This window comes from Dyella sp. OK004, assembly GCF_900114495.1.
GTDB lineage: Bacteria > Pseudomonadota > Gammaproteobacteria > Xanthomonadales > Rhodanobacteraceae > Dyella_D.
On record NZ_FOZI01000004.1, the window covers coordinates 1 to 23591 of the forward strand.

A 23591-nucleotide genomic window follows, 5' to 3' on the forward strand; every position below is an offset into this window, starting at 1 on the left:
GGTCGCAAGTGATTGATCTTTGACAGTGTGCGCAGGTGACTTGTGTGGGCGCCTTGCGGTGGATGGTAACTCTGTCCATATATGCAAGCGTCTAACCTAAGAGTCAATTCAAAAGCTTGACGTTTTATGGTTAGGACTAACGCTTCAGAAAGATAGATCAAGTTCCTGCCTTCGGGTGGGGATGCGGTCGAAAACTTAAGTGAAGAGTTTGATCCTGGCTCAGATTGAACGCTGGCGGCATGCCTAACACATGCAAGTCGAACGGCAGCACAGCAGTAGCAATACTGTGGGTGGCGAGTGGCGGACGGGTGAGTAATGCATCGGGACCTGCCCAGACGTGGGGGATAACGTAGGGAAACTTACGCTAATACCGCATACGTCCTACGGGAGAAAGCGGGGGATCGAAAGACCTCGCGCGGTTGGATGGACCGATGTTCGATTAGCTAGTTGGTGAGGTAATGGCTCACCAAGGCGACGATCGATAGCTGGTCTGAGAGGATGATCAGCCACACTGGGACTGAGACACGGCCCAGACTCCTACGGGAGGCAGCAGTGGGGAATATTGGACAATGGGCGCAAGCCTGATCCAGCAATGCCGCGTGTGTGAAGAAGGCCTTCGGGTTGTAAAGCACTTTTATCAGGAGCGAAATACCACGGGTTAATACCCTATGGGGCTGACGGTACCTGAGGAATAAGCACCGGCTAACTTCGTGCCAGCAGCCGCGGTAATACGAAGGGTGCAAGCGTTAATCGGAATTACTGGGCGTAAAGCGTGCGTAGGCGGTTTGTTAAGTCTGTTGTGAAATCCCCGGGCTCAACCTGGGAATGGCAATGGATACTGGCAAGCTAGAGTGTGATAGAGGATGGTGGAATTCCCGGTGTAGCGGTGAAATGCGTAGAGATCGGGAGGAACATCAGTGGCGAAGGCGGCCATCTGGATCAACACTGACGCTGAGGCACGAAAGCGTGGGGAGCAAACAGGATTAGATACCCTGGTAGTCCACGCCCTAAACGATGCGAACTGGATGTTGGTCTCAACTCGGAGATCAGTGTCGAAGCTAACGCGTTAAGTTCGCCGCCTGGGGAGTACGGTCGCAAGACTGAAACTCAAAGGAATTGACGGGGGCCCGCACAAGCGGTGGAGTATGTGGTTTAATTCGATGCAACGCGAAGAACCTTACCTGGCCTTGACATGTCTGGAATCCTGCAGAGATGCGGGAGTGCCTTCGGGAATCAGAACACAGGTGCTGCATGGCTGTCGTCAGCTCGTGTCGTGAGATGTTGGGTTAAGTCCCGCAACGAGCGCAACCCTTGTCCTTAGTTGCCAGCACGTAATGGTGGGAACTCTAAGGAGACTGCCGGTGACAAACCGGAGGAAGGTGGGGATGACGTCAAGTCATCATGGCCCTTACGGCCAGGGCTACACACGTACTACAATGGTCGGTACAGAGGGTTGCAATACCGCGAGGTGGAGCCAATCCCAGAAAGCCGATCCCAGTCCGGATCGTAGTCTGCAACTCGACTACGTGAAGTCGGAATCGCTAGTAATCGCAGATCAGCTATGCTGCGGTGAATACGTTCCCGGGCCTTGTACACACCGCCCGTCACACCATGGGAGTGAGTTGCTCCAGAAGCCGTTAGCCTAACCGCAAGGAGGGCGACGACCACGGAGTGGTTCATGACTGGGGTGAAGTCGTAACAAGGTAGCCGTATCGGAAGGTGCGGCTGGATCACCTCCTTTCGAGAACGACAGAACCTCCCCGCAAGACGTCCACACAAGACACCTGCACTTTATTTCACGCGAAGACCTTTCGCGAAGAGCAAAATCAGCCATTCATGGCTGGACTCTTCAACGAAGAGCCGCTTCGATGCTAGGCATCGATGGCGGTTTTTTGTTTCGGAAGGCATTAGGTTCCCGGGTCTGTAGCTCAGGTGGTTAGAGCGCACCCCTGATAAGGGTGAGGCCGGTGGTTCGAGTCCTCCCAGACCCACCACCAAATCACTTGGGGCCATAGCTCAGCTGGGAGAGCACCTGCTTTGCAAGCAGGGGGTCGTCAGTTCGATCCTGACTGGCTCCACCATTTTGGTGATGACGTGAAATGAAGGCAGCGCACACATAAAGAATTTTGAAACCAACCGGCACTGTGGCCGACTTGGTGTTCTTTGAAAATGTAAACGAGTGACAAGCGTCTTGGTTCGAAACCGAATCGAGATGTGTCGTTGAGGCAATTAAGCGAACGCGTTGTTTGGAGATGTAATCCCGAGGCGACTTGGGGTTATATGGTCAAGCGACCAAGCGTATACGGTGGATGCCTTGGCAGTCAGAGGCGATGAAGGACGTGGCAGCCTGCGAAAAGTGTCGGGGAGCTGGCAACAAGCTTTGATCCGGCAATGTCCGAATGGGGAAACCCACCGCTTAGGCGGTATCGCATAGTGAATACATAGCTATGCGAAGCGAACCCGGGGAACTGAAATATCTAAGTACCCGGAGGAAAAGAAATCAACCGAGATTCCGTCAGTAGCGACGAGCGAACGCGGACTAGCCCAAAAGCGCATTATGTTTTAGTCGAAGGGTCTGGAAAGGCCGGCCATAGCGGGTGATAGCCCCGTAGACGAAAGGGCATAGTGCGTGAAATTGAGTAAGGCGGGGCACGTGAAACCCTGTCTGAACATGGGGGGACCATCCTCCAAGGCTAAATACTCCTGACTGACCGATAGCGAACTAGTACCGTGAGGGAAAGGCGAAAAGAACCCCGGAGAGGGGAGTGAAATAGACCCTGAAACCGTATACGTACAAGCAGTGGAAGCCCGCAAGGGTGACTGCGTACCTTTTGTATAATGGGTCAGCGACTTACTGTCAGTGGCAAGCTTAACCGTATAGGGGAGGCGAAGGGAAACCGAGTCTGAATAGGGCGCATAGTCTCTGGCAGTAGACCCGAAACCGAGTGATCTATCCTTGGCCAGGTTGAAGGTGCGGTAACACGCACTGGAGGACCGAACCCACATCTGTTGCAATAGATGGGGATGAGCTGAGGATAGGAGTGAAAGGCTAAACAAACTCGGAGATAGCTGGTTCTCCTCGAAAGCTATTTAGGTAGCGCCTCGTATGAATCTTCCTGGGGGTAGAGCACTGTTATGGCTAGCGGGCCATCGCGGCTTAGTAAACCATGGCAAACTCCGAATACCAGGACAGAATGTACGGGAGACACACGGCGGGTGCTAACGTCCGTCGTGAAAAGGGAAACAACCCAGACCCGCAGCTAAGGTCCCCAAGTTATCGCTAAGTGGAAAACGATGTGGAAAGGCATAGACAGCCAGGAGGTTGGCTTAGAAGCAGCCACCCTTTAAAGAAAGCGTAATAGCTCACTGGTCGAGTCGGTCTGCGCGGAAGATTTAACGGGGCTAAGCGATACACCGAAGCTCGGGGTGCACACGTAAGTGTGCGCGGTAGAGGAGCGTTCCGTAAGCCTGTGAAGGTGGATTGAGAAGTCTGCTGGAGGTATCGGAAGTGCGAATGCTGACATGAGTAACGATAATGCGGGTGAAAAGCCCGCACGCCGAAAGCCCAAGGTTTCCTCGCGCAACGTTCATCGGCGCAGGGTGAGTCGGCCCCTAAGGCGAGGCAGAAATGCGTAGTCGATGGGAAGCTGGTTAATATTCCAGCACTTGTCTGTAGTGCGATGTGGGGACGGAGAAAGTTAGGTCTACCGGGCGTTGGTTGTCCCGGGGAAAGGCGGTAGGCATGCATCTTTGGCAAATCCGGGATGCTTTATGCCGAGCACCGAGACGAGTCCTATTGGACGAAGTGACTGATACTACGCTTCCAGGAAAAGCCACTAAGCTTCAGCTACAGAGAAACCGTACCGTAAACCGACACTGGTAGGCAGGGTGAGAATCCCAAGGCGCTTGAGAGAACTCGGGTGAAGGAACTAGGCAAAATGGCACCGTAACTTCGGGAGAAGGTGCGCCCTTCGACGTGGTCACATGCGTGACTGAGCGTTGAAGGGTCGCAGTAACCTGGCCGCTGCGACTGTTTATCAAAAACACAGCACTCTGCAAACACGAAAGTGGACGTATAGGGTGTGACGCCTGCCCGGTGCTGGAAGGTTAATTGATGGGGTCAGCCGCAAGGCGAAGCTCTTGATCGAAGCCCCAGTAAACGGCGGCCGTAACTATAACGGTCCTAAGGTAGCGAAATTCCTTGTCGGGTAAGTTCCGACCTGCACGAATGGCGTAACGACAGCGGCGCTGTCTCCACCCGAGACTCAGTGAAATTGAAATCGCTGTGAAGATGCAGCGTTCCCGCGGCAAGACGGAAAGACCCCGTGAACCTTTACTACAGCTTCACACTGAACGTTGAGTTCTTCTGTGTAGGATAGGTGGGAGGCTATGAAACCGAGACGCTAGTTTCGGTGGAGCCATCCTTGAAATACCACCCTGAAGTGCTTGACGTTCTAACCTAGGTCCGTAATCCGGATCGGGGACCGTGTGTGGTGGGTAGTTTGACTGGGGCGGTCTCCTCCCAAAGAGTAACGGAGGAGCACGAAGGTACGCTCAGCGCGGTCGGACATCGCGCACTGTGTGCAAAGGCATAAGCGTGCTTGACTGCGAGATCGACGGATCAAGCAGGTACGAAAGTAGGTCTTAGTGATCCGGTGGTTCTGTATGGAAGGGCCATCGCTCAACGGATAAAAGGTACTCCGGGGATAACAGGCTGATACCGCCCAAGAGTTCATATCGACGGCGGTGTTTGGCACCTCGATGTCGGCTCATCACATCCTGGGGCTGTAGCCGGTCCCAAGGGTATGGCTGTTCGCCATTTAAAGTGGTACGCGAGCTGGGTTCAGAACGTCGTGAGACAGTTCGGTCCCTATCTGTCGTGGGCGTTGGAGATTTGAGGGGGGCTGCTCCTAGTACGAGAGGACCGGAGTGGACGTTCCGCTGGTGTTCGGGTTGTCATGCCCATGGCATTGCCCGGTAGCTACGAACGGAAGTGATAACCGCTGAAAGCATCTAAGCGGGAAGCACGCCCCAAGATGAGATCTCCCGAGACTTCGAGTCTCCTGTAGGCACCATCAAGACTAGGTGGTTGATAGGCGCGGTGTGGAAGTGCAGCAATGCATTGAGCTTACGCGTACTAATGAGCCGTGCGGCTTGACCATATAACCCCAAGACGCTTCGTTAAAACTTCAACGAACCATCTCGAACACATTTCACCAGACGCTTGTCACTCGTTTACCCCGTATGCCGGACTGGCGCTCATCAAGCGCTGTCCGCACCCTTTCCCTGGCGGCTATAGCGCTGTGGTCCCACCCGATCCCATCCCGAACTCGGAAGTGAAACGCAGCTGCGCCGATGGTAGTGTGGCTTGCCATGCAAGAGTAGGTCACCGCCAGGGGCTTTATCCTAAAAACCCTCACCGTCTCCGGTGAGGGTTTTTTCTTGAGTGAAAACAGTCAGCTCCGCCGAATCTGCGCGACGAATTTTGAGGTTCCTACCGCAGAACGCCGTCCAGATCAGCTCGCAGGACCGCAAGCATCACCTATGATGCAATAGCCTGCGCTGCCAGACGCTGTGACCGAGGGAGTCCTGCGTGTTTGTTCATGTCGAAACCCGGCGTCGCCCACGTGTGCAGTGGGCGACCATGTTGCTTGTTGTGCTGTGCGTAGTGAGCTTTGTCGGGCTCGCACTGCTGCCGGCACGGCAGCGGTTGTCGCTGCTGCTCGAATGGGGCACGGTGCCGGCGAATATCTTCGACGCGCACGAACCCATTCTTGCGCAATTGCATGATCCATCGCTGCTGAGATTGGTCACCGCACTGTTCATTCATGTCGCCTGGCTGCATGTCCTCGGCAACATGCTGTTCCTGGTGATCTTTGGCTTGCCTTCGGAACGCACTCTCGGCTCGACCCGCTTTCTCACGCTGTTTCTACTCGGCGGCATTGTGGCGAACCTTGTGGGTGCGCTCTCGCTGGCTGGCGTCCACTCTCCGATCATCGGATGCAGTGGTGCCGTCTCTGCCGTTCTCGGTGCCTATATCGCCTTGTTTCCCCGCGAACGTCTGGGCTTGGTACTCCCCTTGGGTTTGTACCTTGAATTCGTACGCGTCCCGGCTTTCTTGCTGATCGGTATCTGGGTGCTTCTGCAGCTGCTCTTCAGCTATGCGGGACCCAGCTACGGCGCGGTCGTGTGGTGGACGCATATCGCCGGCTTTCTGTTCGGCGTGATCTTCGCTCTGTTCTCGCGTGAGGCGATCGCACGTCGCCTGCGCGGATAAAATATGGCCATGCGCACCAAGAAACTCTATAAGGTCACCTTCCTGCATCTCGGCAAAAGTTACGAGTTGTACGCACGGCACGTTGCTTCGAGCAGCTTGTGGGGCTTTACCGAAGTCGGGGAGCTCGTGTTCGAACCGACAGGCGAAGGACTGCTGGTCGACCCGACTGAAGAAAAACTCCGCGAGGAATTCAAGGACACGCGCGTGCTGCATCTGCCGATGCAATCCGTTGTTCGCATAGAAGAAGTCGAACGCAAGGGCGCGCTAGTCATCCGCGATGCCAGCGACGGCCAAAAGGTCACGCCTTTCCCGATGCCGCCGCGAAGCCGCTGATCGTCAGCGCGCAGTAGCCAGCCCATGATGACGGGCGAACTGCCGCAGTAACCGTCGCGCCATCGGTGTGGGAGCCACCTGACGGAACGCGTGGTGCGGATCGAAACCTTCTTTGTGCATGTCCGCGCGTTTGCGATGGATGTAAGCGCGCATCACGTCGGCGTTGAATTCCGGGTGGAACTGCACGCTGACAGCATGCTTGCCATATCGAAGCAGGTGATTGGGATCGCGTGCTGAACTTGCCAATACGGTCACGCCTTCGGGCACTTCCATTACGCTTTGCTCGTGCGTGGCGTGTGCTCGGAACTGGGTAGGTAGTACTCCCGCGAGTGGATCGCGCTCTGCCTGTTGCAGAACCTCGATCGACACCGTTCCGATCTCCCGTCCACCAGGCAGATAGTCCACTCGTCCGCCCAGCGCGTGAGCCATAAGCTGATGTCCGTAACAGACGCCGAACATTGGTAGTTCCACGTCCATGGCATCGCGAATCCAGCCAGCCGTGCGCTCGCTCCAATCGGCGCGCTCAGTGACCATGGCGGCGGACCCGGTGATCAACGCGCCGGCAACTTCGCCAGGTGGCGGTAGCGATTCACCAGCCTGGACGTCGATGATGCGGATTTTCTCCGGTGCAAGCTGCGCACCCAGACGGAACCAATGAGGGAAATCGCCATAACGTGCGCGGATGGGGTCGGGTGCGCGGCCGGTGCGGATGATCAGGACAGGCTTCATTCGAGTCATGCACTACATAATTTCAGGGTTGGTGATCTTCGGGCGACTCGATCGGCGGCAACACGGTCAGTACCTCCTGCACGGTAGTCAGTCCTCGCGCTACCTGCGCGGCCGCTGAGATCCGCAAAGGACGCATGCCTTCCTTGAGTGCTGCGGTACCGAATCCACCGAGGTCGAGTTGAGCGGAAATAAGGCCGCGTAACCGAGCCGACAACTGCATCATTTCATAAATGCCGGTACGTCCCATGAAGCCGGTGTTGCGACATTCCAGGCAACCGACCGGCTTGAACACCGTCTCCGGCACCGGCAATGACCAGCCATGGGTGAGCGCAGTCCATTCGTGCGGATCTTGCGTGGCAGCCTGCTTGCAGTGCGCGCATAGCGTTCGCACGAGGCGCTGCGCCACCACGCCAGTCAGCGTGGATTGGATCAGATAGTGCGGCACACCGAGATCAAGCAGACGGGTTACCGCGCTGGGCGCGTCGTTGGTATGCAGCGTGGATAGCACCAGATGGCCGGTCAGCGACGCTTGCACCGCCATCTGCGCCGTTTCCAGATCGCGTATCTCACCGACCATGATGATGTCGGGATCCTGGCGTAGCAGCGTACGCACGCCGGCGGCAAAGTCGAGATCAATCGACTGCTGCACCTGCATCTGGTTGAACTCCGGCGAGACCATTTCGATCGGGTCTTCCACCGTGCATACATTGAGCTCCGGCGTGGCCAGATGCTTGAGTGTCGAATACAACGTGGTGGTTTTACCCGAGCCGGTGGGGCCGGTGACCAGCACAATGCCATGGGGGCGCTCCACCATGCTGCGCCACGCGACGTCCTCATCCGGCGAGAAGCCGAGCTGCGAGAAGTCCTTGGCTACGATGTCCGGGTCGAAGATACGCATCACTACCTTCTCGCCAAACGCGGTCGGCATGGTCGAGATGCGCAACTCCACCTCGCGGCGGGCGGCAGAGCGTGTCTTGATGCGGCCATCCTGAGGTCGGCGCTTTTCCGCCACGTCCATGCGCGAAAGAATCTTGATGCGGGCCGTCACGGCGGTCATCACCGGTGGCGGTAACTCAAATACTTTATGCATCACGCCATCGATGCGAAAACGCATCTGGCCTGCTTCACGACGCGGCTCCAGGTGAATATCCGAAGCTCGCTGCTCGAAGGCGTACTGCAGTAGCCAGTCCACGATATGCACGACATGACGATCATCCGCGCCGACCTCGCCACTCTTGCCCAGCTCTACCAACTGCTCGAAGTTGAGAATGGCTGAGGAGTCGTAACCGGTCGTCTTGGCATCCTGCGCCAGCTGGATCGAGCGCTGGACCCCGTAGAACTCCAGCAAATAGCGATTGATATCCAGCGGATTCGCCACGACCCGGCGCACGTCCCGGCGCAGCATATGCGCGAGGTCGGTGGCCCAACCCGCGTCGAACGGCTCGCAGGTGGCAAAAGTCACCTCGCCCGGCGCCGCCGCCACGGGCAGGATGCGATGGCGCTGCGCATAGGCATGGCTAACTACCTGCGTCACCGCGGCGGCGTTGATCTTCATCGGATCGATTTTCAGGTAGGGCAGACTGGCTTGAGCCGCCAGCCATTCGGTCAGCGCTTCCAGGCTCAGCGGGCGTGCTGGTTCGCGCTGGTTGGGCAGCTTGGCGTTTGCGATCAGCACCAGCGGATGCAACTCCACCGTGGCACGTCCACTGCGCGAACCCATGCGCACGTGCTTGGCGTCGTCGGCAAGCAGGAATCCGTCCACGACCAGGGCGGCCAGCATGTCTTCCAGCGTGAGCCGGCCGCGCCGGCCCAGCAGGGAAGCGATTTGCGGAGAAGCTGCCATGCGTCCGATTCCCCTTGGTTTTCGGCCTTCGGTAAGGCCAGAAGCATAGTGCGCCGCTATACTAACGCGCTTTATTCCAGGTCACGGAAAGCCATGTCCGCTCGCACCTTCCAGGATGTGATCCAGACCCTCAACCGCTACTGGGCGGCACAGGGTTGTGTGTTGCTGCAGCCGCTCGATACCGAAGTCGGCGCCGGCACCTTCCACCCTGCCACCTTCCTGCGTTCACTGGGTCCGGAGCCCTGGGCCGCTGCCTATGTGCAGCCCTCGCGCCGTCCCACCGACGGCCGCTACGGTGAGAATCCCAACCGCTTGCAGCATTACTACCAGTATCAGGTGGTGATGAAGCCCAATCCGGAAAACATCCTGGAGCTGTACATCGGTTCCCTCAAGGAGCTGGGCCTGGATCCGCTGGTGCATGACCTGCGTTTCGTCGAGGACAACTGGGAATCACCCACCCTTGGCGCCTGGGGTCTGGGCTGGGAAGTCTGGCTGAATGGCATGGAAGTCACTCAGTTCACCTATTTCCAGCAGGCTGGTGGCCTGGAGTGCAGGCCGGTGACCGGTGAGATCACCTACGGTCTCGAGCGCCTCGCCATGTATCTGCAGAACGTGGACAACGTCTACGACCTGGTATGGACTCAGGGTCCGTACGGTACCGTCACCTACGGCGATGTGTTCCACCAGAACGAAGTGGAGCAAAGCACCTACAACTTCGAGCACGCCAACGTGCCTGAGTTGCTGCGCTGGTTCGACGTGTGCGAGGGCGAAGCCAACAAGCTGATCGCCGCCGGCCTGCCGCTACCTGCGTACGAGCAGGTGATGAAGGCCAGCCACACGTTCAACCTGCTTGATGCACGCCGTGCTATCAGCGTCACCGAACGCCAGCGCTACATCCTGCGCGTGCGCACGTTGGCCCGCAGCGTGGCCGAAACCTACGTGGCTCAACGCGAGAAACTTGGCTTTCCGGGCCTGAAGCATCAAAAGAAGGAGCAGGTCGCATGAGCGCCGCCAAGTCGTTGCTGATCGAACTGGGCACCGAGGAACTGCCGCCCAAGGCACTGGACGAACTGGCCGCCGCATTCCAGCGCGGCATATGCGACGGGCTTGCCAAGCGCGGTGTGGAAGCTTCGCTTGACCTGGCCAAAGCTTATGCCTCGCCGCGCCGTTTGGCCGTCCATATCCCTGATGTCGCGGTCAATCAGCCGGAACAGACCATCGAGCGCCGCGGCCCCGCGATCAATGCCGCTCTGGATGCCGAAGGCCAGCCGAGCAAGGCCCTGCAGGGCTTTGCGCAGTCCTGCGGGGTCAGTGTCGAGCAATTGGAAAAGCTGGAAACCGACAAGGGCTCCTGGTTCGTTTTCCGTGCCGTGAAGCCCGGCCAGCCGGTGGCGAGTCTGCTGCCGGACATCGTCGACGAAGCGCTCAAGGGCCTGCCGATCCCCAAGCCGATGCGCTGGGCCGATCACGATTACAGCTTCGTGCGTCCCGTGCACTGGCTGGTAATCCTGCACGGTGCCGACATCGTGGATGGCGAAGTGCTGGGCCTGAAGAGCGGCCGCAAGTCGCGTGGCCATCGCTTCATGCATGCACAGCCGGTGCACGTGGCCGATGCGGATAGCTGGCTGGACGCGATGCGCGCCGCCAAGGTGCTGGCTGATCCAGTCGAGCGCCGTCAGCGCATTCGCGACGAGGTCGCCAAGGCTGCCAAGCAGACGGGCGGTCAGCCGCAGCTGGACGATGCCCTGCTCAACGAGATCGCCAACCTCACTGAATGGCCGGCGGCGATCGCCTGCACCTTCGAGCGCGAGTTCCTCGCTGTACCGCCCGAAGCTCTGGTCACCACCATGGAGACCAACCAGAAGTTCGTGCCGGTATTCGACGCCAGCGGCAAGCTCACCGAGCATTTCATCGGTATCGCCAACATCGACAGCAAAGACCCGGGCGAGATCCGCAAAGGCTATGAGCGTGTGATCCGTCCGCGTTTCGCTGACGCCAAGTTCTTCTGGGACGAAGACCTGAAGACGCCCTTAGCTGGCTACCAGGATCAGCTGAAGAACGTCACCTATCAGCAGTCCCTCGGCAGCCTTTGGGACAAGAGCGTGCGTGTGGCCGAGCTGGCCCGCATCATCGCCAACCGCGTCGGCGTGGATGCTGGCGAAGCCACCCGTGCCGCCGCGCTCAGCAAGTGCGACCTGCTGACGCGCATGGTTGGCGAGTTCCCTGAGTTGCAAGGCGTGATGGGCCGTTATTACGCCAGCCGCCATGGTGAAACGGCTGAAGTCGCCGCAGCGCTGGATAGCTACTATCAGCCGCGTTTTGCTGGCGACGCCATCGCCGCCGGCAAGGTCGGGCAGGTGCTGGCTGTCGCCGAACGCTTCGATACCCTGGCCGGCATTTTTGCCGTAGGTCTCAAGCCCAGCGGCAACAAGGATCCGTTTGCGTTGCGCCGCGCGGCTCTGGGTCTCGCCCGCACCCTGGTAGAAGGTCAGATTGAGCTCGACCTCAAGGGCAGCTTCGTTGAGGCGCTGGAGCTCATTCCAGAAGCTGCGCTGGCGGCCGGCCTCAAGCCGGGCAAGGATGGCAAGGCTCCGGCATTGGACGCCGGCAAGCGGCGCGGCGTGCTGGTCGATGAGCTGTACGACTTCGTGATCGATCGCCTGCGCGGCTACTACGCCGAGCAGGGTTTCACCAGCGAACAGTTTGAAGCCGTACTGGCCGTGGCGCCGGCTTCATTGGTCGATTTCGACCGGCGCCTGCGTGCCGTTGCGGAGTTTGGCCGTCGCCCCGAGGCATTGAGCCTGGCTGCCGCCAACAAGCGCGTGGCCAATATCCTGCGTAAGCAGGCGGAAGAAGCGAACGCATCCATCGTGGGCACCGTAGTCGATCCCGCCCATTTTGAAGCTGACGCGGAGCGCCATCTGGCTATGGCACTTGATGCCGCAAAGGCCGATACCGCGGCCCCTCTGCAATCGGGCGACTACACCGCCGTACTGGCGCGTCTTGCTCAGCTACAGGCGCCGGTCGACGCTTTCTTCGACAGCGTGCTGGTGAATGCAGAAGATCCGGCTGTCCGAGCCAATCGCCTGGCCTTGCTCGGCCAGCTGAAGGCACAGTTCACGGCCATCGCGGATATCGCCCGACTTTGATTCAAGTCGAACGTGCAAACAAAAACGGCAGCCAGATGGCTGCCGTTTTTGTTTGCCTTAGGTCGGAGCGCTCAGGCGGTGTGACGGTCGCGCTTGAGGCGATCGCCCAGACGGTGATTGAAAGCCACCATCTCCGCGGCGTCGACGTCATTGCCGCCGGGGCCAAGAATTTCATAGAGATCGGCAAGCAGATCCGCATTGTCGGCCAGCGATAGATGGCTATCGGCCAGATCCAGCTCCGATTGCAGGATGCGCAACGCGGTATTTAACCGCATCGGATCCATCGCCACGCCACTGGCATGCAGCGTATCCGCCGCCGTGCGCAGCTTTGTTCGCTGACGCTGTGAAAGTGAAGTTTCGGTGGTGCTCAGTTCTTCCCCGCTGGTAATGGCCTCGGTCTGAATGGTGCCTTCGCCAGCCACCAGCCACACCAGAGAAATGCCCAGGGTTTTCGCAAGCGTAACGCAGCGAGCGCGGGACGGATCGGTGTTGCCATCGCGCCAGCTGCGCACTACTCCTTCGGAAAAACCGCACATTCGAGCGATCTCCGTAACGCTGCCAACGCGCTGGATCAGCACCTTAATGCGATCCGCGAAAGTTCCCGCACTCTGAGGTGTCGTATTTAGTTGCGTAGCCATGGGGCGCTCCTAGGCAATCTGGCGGTTGACTTTTACTCAATTTGCTTTCGAGACGCTTACGTAGACGCCACTGAAGAACGTTACAAAAGTGTTGACCATCATGTGATCTTCATCTAGTTTCGTAATTTCTTTCGGAGTAATCCGCAAGAAAACCGGTCTCTGAGCGGGGAAACGCACGAGGCTCCATTTGGAGTACTTGCGCGAGCGCAGGGATGGGCAGTTGCAGGCTTTTTTGCCTTGCGACGTAACTAGACCCGGTTTTAGCCCGGGTATATCTCTTAAGGGGAGAACAATCGAATGAATTCACGCAACACGTCCGCCGTGTTTCGGCTCCGCCATGCCGCGTTGGCCGTCGCCGTCAGTTTGAGTCTTGGTAGTGGTGCCGTGCTGGCGCAGTCCACCGCCGGCGATATTTCCGGTACTGCCACCTATGCCGCCGGCGAAACCATCGTCATCAAGAATCTGGATTCCGGTTTGTCACGCTCGGTGAATCTGCCGGCTGATGGCAAGTTCCGTGTGCCGTCGTTGCCGAGTGGTCGCTACGAGGTTCAGCTGCTCCAAAACGGCAAGACGGTCGGCACCAATAATGTGACGGTGGTTGCCGGCCAAACGGCGCAGGTCAATCTTGGCGCCGAAATCCAGGCAACCAGTCTGTCGAGCGTGACGGTAACGGCGAATGCCATTCCCGCCATCGATGTCAGTTCGATCGAAAGCCGCACCACCTTCACGGCTTCACAGCTGAACTCGTTGCCAGTGCCGCGCGATATCGTCAGTGTGGCTACGTTGGCACCGGGTGTAGTTAAGGGTAATGCCGTATTCGGCAATCTGCCGTCTTTCGGCGGCTCGTCTGTGGCCGAAAACAGTTACTACGTTAATGGCTTCAACGTCACCAATCTGTACAACAACCTCTCATTCGGCCAAGTGCCGTTCCAGGCGATCGATCAGCTCGATGTGCAGACGGGCGGTTATGGCGCGCAATATGGTTTCTCTACCGGTGGTGTGACTAGCGTCAACATCAAGCGTGGTACCAACGAATGGAAAGGCGGCGTAAGTTGGGCCACCGTTCCGGGTTGGACACGCGAAACGCAACCAAACGTAAAACGCGCCAATGGCACCACGTTCCGTAACTACGACAAGAACAGCAGCGCCAGCAATGTCTATTCAGCTTGGTTAGGTGGCCCCCTAATTAAAGACAAGCTGTTTATTTTCGCGTTGGGTGAATTCACCAAGAGCACTAACACGACGTATGGCGCTTCGAGCTCAACCAGCAATAGCAATAATTTCAGCAGCGCAACGGCTTACGATCTGACCAGCAAGAGTCCGTATTGGGTGGTGAAGGTTGATTGGAACATCAACGACAGCAATCATCTTGAATACACTGGCTTCAACAACACCGATAACAACAAATACAAGTACAGCAGCGCGGCCTATACCGATGGCGAGTCGTCCAAGACGGGTTACCTCGGTGATATGCACACTAAGTTTGGTGGCCTGACAAACATCCTGAAGTACACCGGTTACCTGACGGATACGCTGACCCTCACCGCCCAGTACGGCAAGATGGACAGCAACAACTCGACCTATACGGTCAGCCCCAACGGTACGCAGACCAGGTACAACGGCGATATCAACGCCCCGAATTCGGGTTGCCCGTATGTCGCTTATCGTCTCACCACCGCTAGTCCCCAGGCGTGGGGGCCGCGTGGTTGCTGGATTGTCAGCAGCTTTGATCGATATGGTGGCGACGATCAGCGAAAAGCTGGCCGCATTGACCTAGATTGGAAGTTAGGCAGCCATGACATCGGCGTCGGTTACTCCGACGAGCGTTGGTCGTCGGATGCTGGTACGGCTTATTCCGGTGGTCACTACTATTACTACTACAGCAAGCCGAACGCCGCCGATCCAGTGAATCGTCCCGGTCTCGTTTTCGATACGGTGTTCAGCACCGGTGGCATGGTCAAGGTCAACCAGAAATCGTGGTACCTGGAAGATCGTTGGCAGGTCAGCGACAAGCTGATGCTCTATGGCGGTATACGTAACGACAACTTCAATAACAAGAACGGCAACGGTCAGACCTTCGTCAAACAGGACAACATCTGGCAGCCGCGCCTCGGCTTTTCATGGGACGTTCTGGGCGACTCGTCGTTCAAGATTTTCGGTACCGCCGGCCGCTATTCGCTGCCTATGGCCGCCAACGTAGCGCTGCGTGCCGCGACGGCGTCCTACTACGTTGAGTACGACAGCCTGTATTCCGGCATCAACCCCGATGGCTCGCCGGTTTTGGTCGGTGATCGAGGTGGCGAAGGCGTCTACGTTTCCAATGGCGAGGACGGCAGCACGCCGGACCCGAAGTCAGTCAGCAGCAAGGGTCTGAAGCCTTATGTGCAGGATGAGTACATCTTGGGCTTTCAGAAGACGCTTCGCAGCGATGTGAGCTTCTTCGACAACTGGACCGTTGGCGCGAAGGCAACTTATCGCAAGCTGCGTAATTCCATTGATGACACCTGCGACTCGCGCCCGCTGTTCGCTCTTGCCCAGGAAAAGGGGCTTGATGGTGCTTGGGATGACGAATGGACCGTGCCCAGCGGCATGCCGGGTTGCTGGATTTTCAATCCGGGTAGTGCTCTTAAGCTGACCACGTCGTTGGACGGCTCATCCAACAAGTTTGATGTGACGATTCCTGGCAATCAGTTGGGACCAGCCGCCAAGCGCTCCTATCAGGGTATTGAGCTGAAGGCCGAGAAAACCACGGACAAGTACTACGTCAACGCGTCGTACACGTGGTCGCGCAGCTACGGCAACACCGAAGGTCTGGTGAAATCGAACAACGGTCAGGACGATACCGGCACCACGGCTGACTTCGACTTCCCGGAGATCATGGCGGGGGCCAACGGTTATCTGCCCAACGATCGTCGCCACAGCTTCAAGCTCTACGGTGGTTACAAGTTCACGCCAGAGTGGTCGGCCGGTCTGAATATGCTGGTGCAATCGGGCACCCCCATCAGCTGCTACGGCGGCGGCGGTGGCACGCTCGGAACCCACTACGGCTACGGTGCACAGTTCCACGTGTGCAACGGCCAAGTCAGCCCTGAGGGTGGAGAAGGCCGTACCCCTTGGACCTGGACGGTCAGCCCGAACGTCGCGTATCAGCCGTCCTGGGCCAAGGGTCTGACGATGCAGCTGTCGGTGATCAATCTGTTCAACAACGACAAGCCTGTTTTCGTTTACGAACAGTACGAAACGATTAGCGCGGCAGGTGCACGTACTGCCTACACCAACTACAAGCTGCCGAAGTACTTCAACACTCCGCGCTATGCGCGCTTCCAGGTGCAGTACGACTTCTCGCTGTAATCCTCGAAGTATCCGCTGACGCGGGAAAGGGTCGCCGGTTTCCGGCGGCCCTTTTCTTTGGGCGGCCTGATCAGCCCAGGATTGCGACCGGAATCCCCCTTCGGGGGCGTATGGAGCGCCTTGATCCTATTGACTTTTCTGGGTGGATAATTTTGGGGTATGCTTGTAGCTTCCCCCGCGAACACCAATGGGCGCACTGCGCCAAGCCTTGGTCTCGCGCCCCGTTTCATAGCTTGATTGAGGTTCCACATGCGCAGGTTGGTTTGGTCGCTGATGTCGGTGGCAGCCCTGGCTCTCGCCGGCTGCAATTCTTCTGATACGTCGCAATCCGCGGCGCAGGGCGGTTCGGCTGCTCCCGCTGGTTCGGCGGCGGCGGGTCCGGCGGCCAAGGCCAATGCGGTCAGCGGTACCGTGACGCTGCGTGACAGCGCTGCCCAGCTTTCGCCCCAGGCCAAGCTGGAGGTCAAGCTGGTCGACGTGAGCGCGCAGGATGCCGCGCCGCTCGCTGCCAAGACGATCGAGCCGGTGGCCAGCCTGCCGCAGTCGTTTGAGCTGGAGTTCAATCCGGCCGACGTGAATCCCAACGACATGTACATCGTCCAGGCCGTGCTGACGGATGGCGACCGCCGCTATACCCCGCCGCTGCAGTCGACGGTGTTGACCAAGGGTGCAGCGAACCAGGTGTCGATCCAACTGGTGGGCGAGCAGACCCCGGGCGAGAAAGAACTGGCTGCCTTCAGCTCCGTGCAGAAGCAGATCGGCGGTATGAAGATCAGCAACGGCACTAAGCTTGAAGACAAGGTTTCGCGCGGCTGGCAGTTGTTCCGCGAGGCGGGCGAGGTCAAGTTCATCCGTGAGCAGGTCGATTACGGCGACAAGGGCTTCACCAGCACGGATTACGCCTTCAAGGATGGCAAGCCGTGGGTGGTGGTGCAGCAGAAGAAGGCCAGCAAGGACGCCCGTCCGAACTCCACCGAGCGTGCCGGCTGGAACGGCGAAGGCGCATTGGTGCTGAAGCAGAGCCAGGCAGGCGGCAAGACCGAGCCGCTGGCTGACGACGAGGCCGCCAGCCTGCAGAAGCAAGCCCAGGCGATCCTGAGCCTGGCGACCGGCGGCAAGGGCAAGTAAGCCCCGGCCGTGTGGGCGTCCGAATCACGGGCGCCGGAAATGAAAAAGCCGTCCGCGTAAGCGGACGGCTTTTTGTTTGGATGAAGACCGGCCTTAGAAGCCGACCTTCACACCCAGGTTGACGCTGTTGTACTTCTGGCTGTTGTCGCTGAAGCGGCCGCTGTAGCCCACCCAGCCCGTGACGTTCGGGCTGAACTGAGCTTGCAGACCGATGTCGGCGCTGCCCCAGGTCTTGTCCGGGCTGAAGCCGGTCAGGGAGAACGTGCCCGGCATGCTGTTCACGCCTGCAGTGATCGCGCGCGGATCAGCCTTGCTGTCGTGGTTCCAGGCGAGTTCGGCGTACGGCGACAGCATCATGCCGCCAGCCTGCCAATGACCCTGCAGGCGCCAGCCCAAGGTGGAGATCAGCGCGTCACGCTGCTGGCGGCCGAACCACATGGCGGTGCTGTCGCTGCCATCCTCGCTGTAGCCGTTGACCTTCACGCTCTGCCATTCGACGTTGGCGAAGGGGCCAGTGCGCAGGCCGGAGAAGTCGAACCACCAGCCGCCGGTCAAGCCGCCGCCGAGGCGGCTGCCATCCGCTTTACCGCTCTCGCTGCGCTGAGCAGCACCAAGCGTGATGCGGCGTTCGATATCGGAGAAGTTGGACTGGCCGAAATCGGCGTAGCCGCCGACATAGCCGCCGCCGTTGTGATAGGTCAGATAACCCAGGCCGCTGATGTCCTGCAGCTTGTAACCGCCACCGCCAGCGAAGTCAGCATTGTGCTGACCAATGCCCAGCGCCACGCCTGCGGAGAAGTGATCGTTGATGCGCACGTCGGCACCCAAGGTCAGGTTGACGTTGTCGCTGGTGGTCTTCGGCGAGCTGCTCTGCTGCTTGAAGTCCTGACGTGCGTAATCGACATTGGCGAAGAAGCGCGTATCGCTACCGATGCTGTCGGCCAGCATTTCGTTACGAATGGCGCGAGTCTGCGCGGCGCTGGCCGCGAGCGGGGCTTCGCCCAGCAGGGAGATCTGGCCCGGGGCACGGATCAGCGACACCACGTACTGGCCCAGCATGGCGTGAGCCGCGGTGGTTGGATGCACGCCGTCGGCAAACAGGTAGGTATTGTTGGTACCGGCTGCATAGCTGTAGGGCAGGCCGGAGCCGGCCGGGCCGCACTGCACCGAGGTGCCGTTACAGGCCGGCGTGGTGACGTTAGTGAAACCGTAGGCAGACGGATTGGCGATCACTTCGTTGAGCAGTGCGAAGGTATTCACCGGAATCACGTTGAGGCCGTTGTTGCTGAGCTGGGTGATGCCCGCGCCGAGCGTGCCGTTGAAGGCAAGCGAAAGCTGCGTGGCACCTGCGGCGGCGGCCGGGCCACCGGCCATGGCGGACGGGGTCTTGCCGATATCCGGCAGGTTGTAGACCACCACGTACTTGGCGCCAGCGGCCTGCAGCTGACCAATCATGCCCAGCTCAGTCTGCGCGGCGGAGATGGCGCCGGCAGCGAGCACGTTCGGATTGGTGGAGGTGGCGGTCAGATAGAAGATGTCGTTGGCGCCGCCCCATACCTGGTAGAGCGCCTTGGAATCGGCTGCGCCGCCGTTGGCGGCCAGATACATCTGCATCTGCTGCGGCAGCAGCGGCACGCCGGCCGGTGTGCCTGGTGAGTTGTGCTGGATACCAGCGCCGCCGAAGGCGAAATCCGTACCGCCCGACAGCGAATTGGTCACCGGCAGATTCAGTGCGGCCGCCACGTTCTCGGCCGTGGTGGTGCCCGGATTGGTGGTGAAGCGCAGCGGCACCGGCGAGCCCGACAGCTTGGCGATATTGCCAGCGTCGCTGAGGCTGTCGCCGATCACGACGACTTTGCTGAAATCAGTGGCGGAAGCGGCAGTGCTGAACAGCAGGGCGGCGGCGATGGCGCCGGCAATATGGCGAGTGCGGGGCATGACGATAACGCTCCTGGGGCCGGGATGGCCTTTGTTATTCCCGCGTTACGGTAATGCATGCCCATACGTAAGCGCATGCTGCGCTGCATCGCGGCGCAGCATGCGTCGGGCGGAGGGTTTTAGCGCTTCATGGCGCGCGTCAATGCATCAGCAAATGCGCTGTTGCCCGGAGCCAGTGCAGGCTTGGGCGCACTGCCACCTGGGCGCGGTCCACGGTTGTTGTCGCGCGGCCCGCCACGGCTGTCGCCGCCGCCGGCAGGGCGGCCACCACGGGCTTGGCCTGGTTCATCGTCCAGGCGCATGGACAGGCCGATGCGCTGGCGCGGGATGTCCACCTCCATCACCTTCACCTTGACGATGTCGCCGGCCTTTACCGCATCGCGTGGATCCTTGACGAAGGTGTGCGACAGCGCCGAGACGTGCACCAAGCCGTCCTGATGCACACCGATGTCCACGAAGGCGCCGAACGCCGCCACATTGGTCACGCGGCCTTCCAGGATCATGCCGGGGCGCAGGTCCTTCACATCCTCCACGCCCTCGGCAAAGCTGGGCGCGACGAACTCGGGACGTGGGTCGCGGCCGGGCTTCTCCAGCTCTTTCAGGATGTCGCGCACGGTAGGCACGCCGAAACGCTCGTCGGTGAACTGCTCTGGCTTGAGTCCGCGCAGGAAGCCGGTGTCGCCGATGATGCTCTTCACCTCGCGACCGCACTGGGCAATGATGCGCTCCACCACCGGATAGGCTTCCGGATGCACCGCGCTGACATCGAGCGGATTGTCGCCGTTAGATACGCGCAGGAAGCCCGCGCACTGCTCGAACGCCTTGTCGCCCAGGCGCGGCACCTTGAGCAGGGCTTTGCGGTTGGCGAACGGGCCATTGGCATCGCGGTGCTTCACCACGTTCTCGGCGACGCTGGTGGAGAGGCCGGCCACGCGCGAAAGCAGGGCGGCCGAGGCGGTATTCACGTCAACGCCGACGGCATTCACGCAGTCTTCGACCTTGGCATCCAGCGCGCGCGCCAGCTTCACCTGGTTCACGTCGTGCTGGTACTGGCCCACGCCGATGGCCTTGGGTTCGATCTTCACCAGCTCGGCCAGCGGATCCTGCAGGCGGCGCGCGATGGACACAGCGCCGCGCAGACTCACGTCGAGATCCGGGAATTCCTTGGCCGCCACTTCCGACGCCGAATACACCGATGCGCCGGCTTCGCTCACCACAATTTTGGACAGCATGAGGTCGGCGTGCTTCTTCATCAGCTCGCCGGCCAGCTTGTCGGTTTCGCGCGACGCGGTGCCATTACCGATGGCAATCAGGTTCACGCCATGCTGCTTGCTCAGCACCGCCAGGCGCGCGATGGACTGATCCCACTGCTTACGCGGCTCGTGCGGATACACAGTATCGGTGGCGAGCACCTTGCCGGTGGCATCGACCACCGCCACCTTCACGCCCGTGCGGATACCAGGATCCAGACCCATCACCGTCTTGGCGCCGGCCGGCGCGGCCAGCATCAGGTCCTTGAGATTGTCGCCGAACACGCGGATGGCTTCGTCCTCGGCGCCTTCGCGCACGCGACCGAACAGATCCAGGGTGAGGTGAAGATGCAGCTTCACGCGCCAGGTTAGACGCACGGTCTCGCGCAGCCATGCATCGGCGGCACGGCCGCGATTGAGAATGCCGGCGTGCGATGCGACACGGCCTTCGCCTTCCAGATGGCCCTGTTCCGCCTCGGCACTGGGTGCGAGCTCCAGCTCGATCACGCCTTCGTTGCGCGCACGCATCAGTGCTAGCAAGCGATGCGAGGGAATCTTGCCGATCGCTTCCATGTGGTCGAAGTAGTCGCGGAACTTCGCGCCTTCGTTCTCCTTGCCCTCGACCACCTTGGCGCGGATCTGCCCCTTGTCCCACAGCCAGTCACGCAGCTCGCCGACCAGATGGGCATCTTCGGCAATGCTTTCCATCAGGATCGCGCGGGCGCCGTCCAGCGCGGCGCGCACGTCCGGCACGCCTTTCTCGGCATCTACAAACGATTCGGCGAAGGCTTCCGGCGACTGCGTCGGGTCTTCGCGCAGGCTCGTGGCCAGCGGCTCCAGCCCTGCTTCGCGCGCAATCTGCGCCTTGGTGCGGCGCTTGGGCTTGTAGGGCAGATAAAGATCTTCCAACCGCGCCTTGGTGTCGGCGGCCAGGATGTCGCCCTTCAGCGCATCGCTGAGCTTGCCCTGTTCTTCGATGCTGGCCAGGATCGCCTCACGGCGCTCCTCCAGCTCGCGCAGATAGCGCAGGCGCTCTTCCAGTAGGCGCAACTGCGTGTCGTCGAGGCCGCCGGTCGCTTCCTTGCGGTAGCGCGCGATGAACGGCACGGTGGCGCCGCCATCGAGCAAATCCACCGCGGCGTGAACCTGTTCCGGCTTGGCGGCGATGTCCTGGGCAATGCGTTGTTCGATGCTGAGCATGAGGCTGTACGAATTCCTTGGATGTCTGCGTATGCCGGCCCCATGGGCCGGATCACCGATAATAGCAAGCTGTTTCCTCTGGCCCACTCCATCAGGGGCGGATGAGCGGGCAGGGTTCAGGGCGAGAGGATCTCTGCTCCCGCGCCTATGTGGCTACCGGGTCCCTTCTTGCGACGGTTTCGCCAAATCAGGATGCTTGGGTGGCCGCGCGGTGCCATGTCCGCACGGCCTATGTCACGACATGGTCTACAGGGGACAACATGATCAAGATGATCCGCATATGGGCGGCGGTGACGCTCGTGCTGCTTTTGACCGGCTGCCAGTCGAGTCTGATGACCAAGTCCAGCAAGGAAGCAACTACGGTGGCGCCCGGCGGGGCCACGGTGGTTTTCCTGCGACCCTCCTCATTCGGCGGAGCCATTCAATCGTCGGTGTATGACGTGACCGGCGGGCAGACAACGTTTGGCGGCATCGTTTCGACCAAGACCAGCGTGCAGATGCAGGTGCCTGCGGGCGAGCATCTGTTCATGGTGATCGCGGAGAACGCGGATTTCGTGAATGCCAATCTCGACGCGGGCAAGACCTATTACGTGCTGGTCATGCCGCGCATCGGTGTGTGGAAGGCGCGCTTTTCGCTGATCCCGATCCACAGCGACGCTTCCGCCAAATACAACCTGCAGTCGAAGGATTTCGCCGACTGGAAGCAAAGCAGCGAGCCCGTGGTAAAGACCCCGGGTGCTGACGCTTGGTACCAGCAGAATAAAGCGGATATCGAAGCCAAGCGCCTCGACTATATGAAGAAGTGGGATCGCATGGACCCGGAGCACAAGGCCGAGTTGACCTTGCATGCGCAAGACGGCGTCTGACCGTCTCATGCTCGAGCTTTAAAAAAAGCGCCGGTAAACCGGCGCTTTTTCTTTAGGCGTTGAACGCGCCGTCGTCCCGGCCGCGCGGTGGTTGTGTGACGGCTTGCTCACCTGCACGGCCATTAAGGACCAGCGTACTGGCGACCAAGTCATGCAGTCCCTGCTTGCGCTGGGTCCATGCGACCGCGAGGTAACACACCATCGGAATCAACCAGATGATCATATTGGTCAGGCGCACGGCGTTGCGCGCGGCGGCGCGGCCCAGTGACAGGCGCTGGCCGTTGATGTCGGTGACGCGCAGGCGCAGGGCCAGCTTGCCCGGAGTGGCCTGCCATTTCGAGCCTTCAAATAGCGCGTAATAGACGAAGCCGATAACAACCGTGGCGATGGACGAACTCTGTGCGCCCAGAGCGTACTCGCGCATGGCCGTCGCCATGTCCGCGCCGCCTTGTACCTGCTCGAGAAAGTGCTTGTAGGCATCCAGACCACCGAAGGCGTAGAAGGCAATGGCCGAAGGCACGATCAGCACGATCAGGTCGATCACCCACGCACCGAAGCGCTGCCAGAAACCGGCGTAATCAGCGGCGGCTTCTGGCGCCGTGATAGCAGCGTGCTGTGGGAGAGGTGGGGCGACGGGAGTGGCTGCGGGCTTTTCATCCGGGAAAAGCACCGACAGTGGCTGCCAGTCGGCCAGGCCTTCGTACCAGCCGAGATCGTTGGCGCTGATTTGACCACTGCGCAGCCATTGGCGGATATCCGCCTCCTTGTACGGGCCGTGCCGTTCGCCGTCCCTTCCGATCCAGACTTCCATCGTGTGCGCTCCGCGGGTCACCAAGGGACGCATGATGCCATGCGCCGATGGTGTAAATGGCTGCAAACCTTGAGGGTA

The 23591-nt window shown here is 59.8% G+C and carries 13 protein-coding genes, 2 tRNA genes and 3 rRNA genes; 12 read left to right on the plus strand and 6 right to left on the minus strand.

What is annotated here, in order from left to right:
• The first annotated feature begins 196 nt into the window (after positions 1 to 196).
• The 7 genes from BM338_RS16215 (at position 197) to BM338_RS16245 (ending at position 6610) form a co-directional block, all read left to right on the plus strand.
• Positions 197 to 1741 (plus strand): 16S ribosomal RNA (locus BM338_RS16215).
• A gap of 176 nt (positions 1742 to 1917) precedes the next feature.
• Positions 1918 to 1994, plus strand: a tRNA-Ile gene (locus BM338_RS16220).
• An 11-nt stretch (positions 1995 to 2005) separates the two neighbouring features.
• Positions 2006 to 2081 (plus strand) — tRNA-Ala (locus BM338_RS16225).
• Positions 2082 to 2282: 201 nt separating this feature from the next.
• Positions 2283 to 5162: ribosomal RNA gene (locus BM338_RS16230) — 23S ribosomal RNA — on the plus strand.
• 123 nt (positions 5163 to 5285) lie between these two features.
• Positions 5286 to 5398 (plus strand): 5S ribosomal RNA (rrf, locus tag BM338_RS16235).
• The 16S, 23S and 5S rRNA genes sit together here with 2 tRNA genes alongside, the layout of an rRNA operon.
• 195 nt (positions 5399 to 5593) lie before the next feature.
• Entirely contained in the window at positions 5594 to 6277 is a 684-nt protein-coding gene (locus tag BM338_RS16240) for a rhomboid family intramembrane serine protease (RefSeq protein WP_090452630.1), read from the plus strand.
• A 9-nt stretch (positions 6278 to 6286) separates the two neighbouring features.
• Positions 6287 to 6610, plus strand: coding sequence for a DUF1820 family protein (locus tag BM338_RS16245; protein WP_090453474.1), 324 nt, complete (start codon positions 6287 to 6289; stop codon positions 6608 to 6610).
• Between the two features lie 3 nt (positions 6611 to 6613).
• Here BM338_RS16245 and BM338_RS16250 read toward each other — a convergent pair whose 3' ends face one another.
• A complete protein-coding gene (locus BM338_RS16250) occupies positions 6614 to 7339 on the minus strand; it encodes a glutamine amidotransferase (protein WP_090452632.1) in 726 nt (241 codons plus the stop codon).
• Positions 7340 to 7361: 22 nt separating this feature from the next.
• Positions 7362 to 9182 (minus strand): type IV pilus assembly ATPase TfpB, encoded by a 1821-nt coding sequence (locus tag BM338_RS16255; RefSeq protein WP_090452634.1) that lies wholly within the window; start codon positions 9180 to 9182, stop codon positions 7362 to 7364.
• A 93-nt stretch (positions 9183 to 9275) separates the two neighbouring features.
• Between BM338_RS16255 and glyQ the strand changes: the two genes are divergently transcribed.
• Both glyQ and glyS read left to right on the plus strand, forming a co-directional pair.
• Complete coding sequence (gene glyQ, locus BM338_RS16260; protein WP_090452636.1) at positions 9276 to 10187, plus strand: glycine--tRNA ligase subunit alpha; 912 nt, start codon at positions 9276 to 9278, stop codon at positions 10185 to 10187.
• Complete coding sequence (glyS, locus tag BM338_RS16265) at positions 10184 to 12331, plus strand: glycine--tRNA ligase subunit beta (RefSeq protein WP_090452638.1); 2148 nt, start codon at positions 10184 to 10186, stop codon at positions 12329 to 12331. The genes glyQ and glyS overlap by 4 nt, the downstream gene beginning before the upstream one ends.
• Positions 12332 to 12402: 71 nt before the next feature.
• Here the strand turns inward: glyS and BM338_RS16270 are convergent, their stop codons facing one another.
• Complete coding sequence (locus tag BM338_RS16270) at positions 12403 to 12969, minus strand: helix-turn-helix domain-containing protein (protein ID WP_090452640.1); 567 nt, start codon at positions 12967 to 12969, stop codon at positions 12403 to 12405.
• A gap of 297 nt (positions 12970 to 13266) precedes the next feature.
• Here BM338_RS16270 and BM338_RS16275 point away from each other — a divergent pair, with 297 nt between their 5' ends.
• Both BM338_RS16275 and BM338_RS16280 read left to right on the plus strand, forming a co-directional pair.
• On the plus strand, positions 13267 to 16320 hold the full coding sequence (locus BM338_RS16275) for a TonB-dependent receptor (RefSeq protein WP_090452642.1): 3054 nt from the start codon (positions 13267 to 13269) through the stop codon (positions 16318 to 16320).
• Positions 16321 to 16569: 249 nt separating this feature from the next.
• The gene (locus tag BM338_RS16280) at positions 16570 to 17448 is read left to right on the plus strand and encodes a DUF1481 domain-containing protein (RefSeq protein ID WP_090452644.1); all 879 of its coding nucleotides are present in this window, start codon (positions 16570 to 16572) and stop codon (positions 17446 to 17448) included.
• Positions 17449 to 17541: 93 nt separating this feature from the next.
• Here BM338_RS16280 and BM338_RS16285 read toward each other — a convergent pair whose 3' ends face one another.
• Together BM338_RS16285 and BM338_RS16290 are read right to left on the minus strand one after the other, a co-directional pair.
• Positions 17542 to 19386: an autotransporter outer membrane beta-barrel domain-containing protein gene (locus BM338_RS16285; RefSeq protein WP_090452646.1), complete on the minus strand. Its 1845-nt coding sequence runs from the start codon at positions 19384 to 19386 to the stop codon at positions 17542 to 17544.
• Between the two features lie 119 nt (positions 19387 to 19505).
• A complete protein-coding gene (locus BM338_RS16290) occupies positions 19506 to 21836 on the minus strand; it encodes a Tex family protein (protein WP_090452648.1) in 2331 nt (776 codons plus the stop codon).
• Between the two features lie 260 nt (positions 21837 to 22096).
• Between BM338_RS16290 and BM338_RS16295 the strand changes: the two genes are divergently transcribed.
• On the plus strand, positions 22097 to 22702 hold the full coding sequence (locus BM338_RS16295) for a hypothetical protein (RefSeq protein WP_090452650.1): 606 nt from the start codon (positions 22097 to 22099) through the stop codon (positions 22700 to 22702).
• A gap of 52 nt (positions 22703 to 22754) precedes the next feature.
• Here the strand turns inward: BM338_RS16295 and BM338_RS16300 are convergent, their stop codons facing one another.
• Positions 22755 to 23513 (minus strand): RDD family protein, encoded by a 759-nt coding sequence (locus BM338_RS16300; RefSeq protein ID WP_090452652.1) that lies wholly within the window; start codon positions 23511 to 23513, stop codon positions 22755 to 22757.
• Between the last annotated feature and the right edge of the window lie 78 nt (positions 23514 to 23591).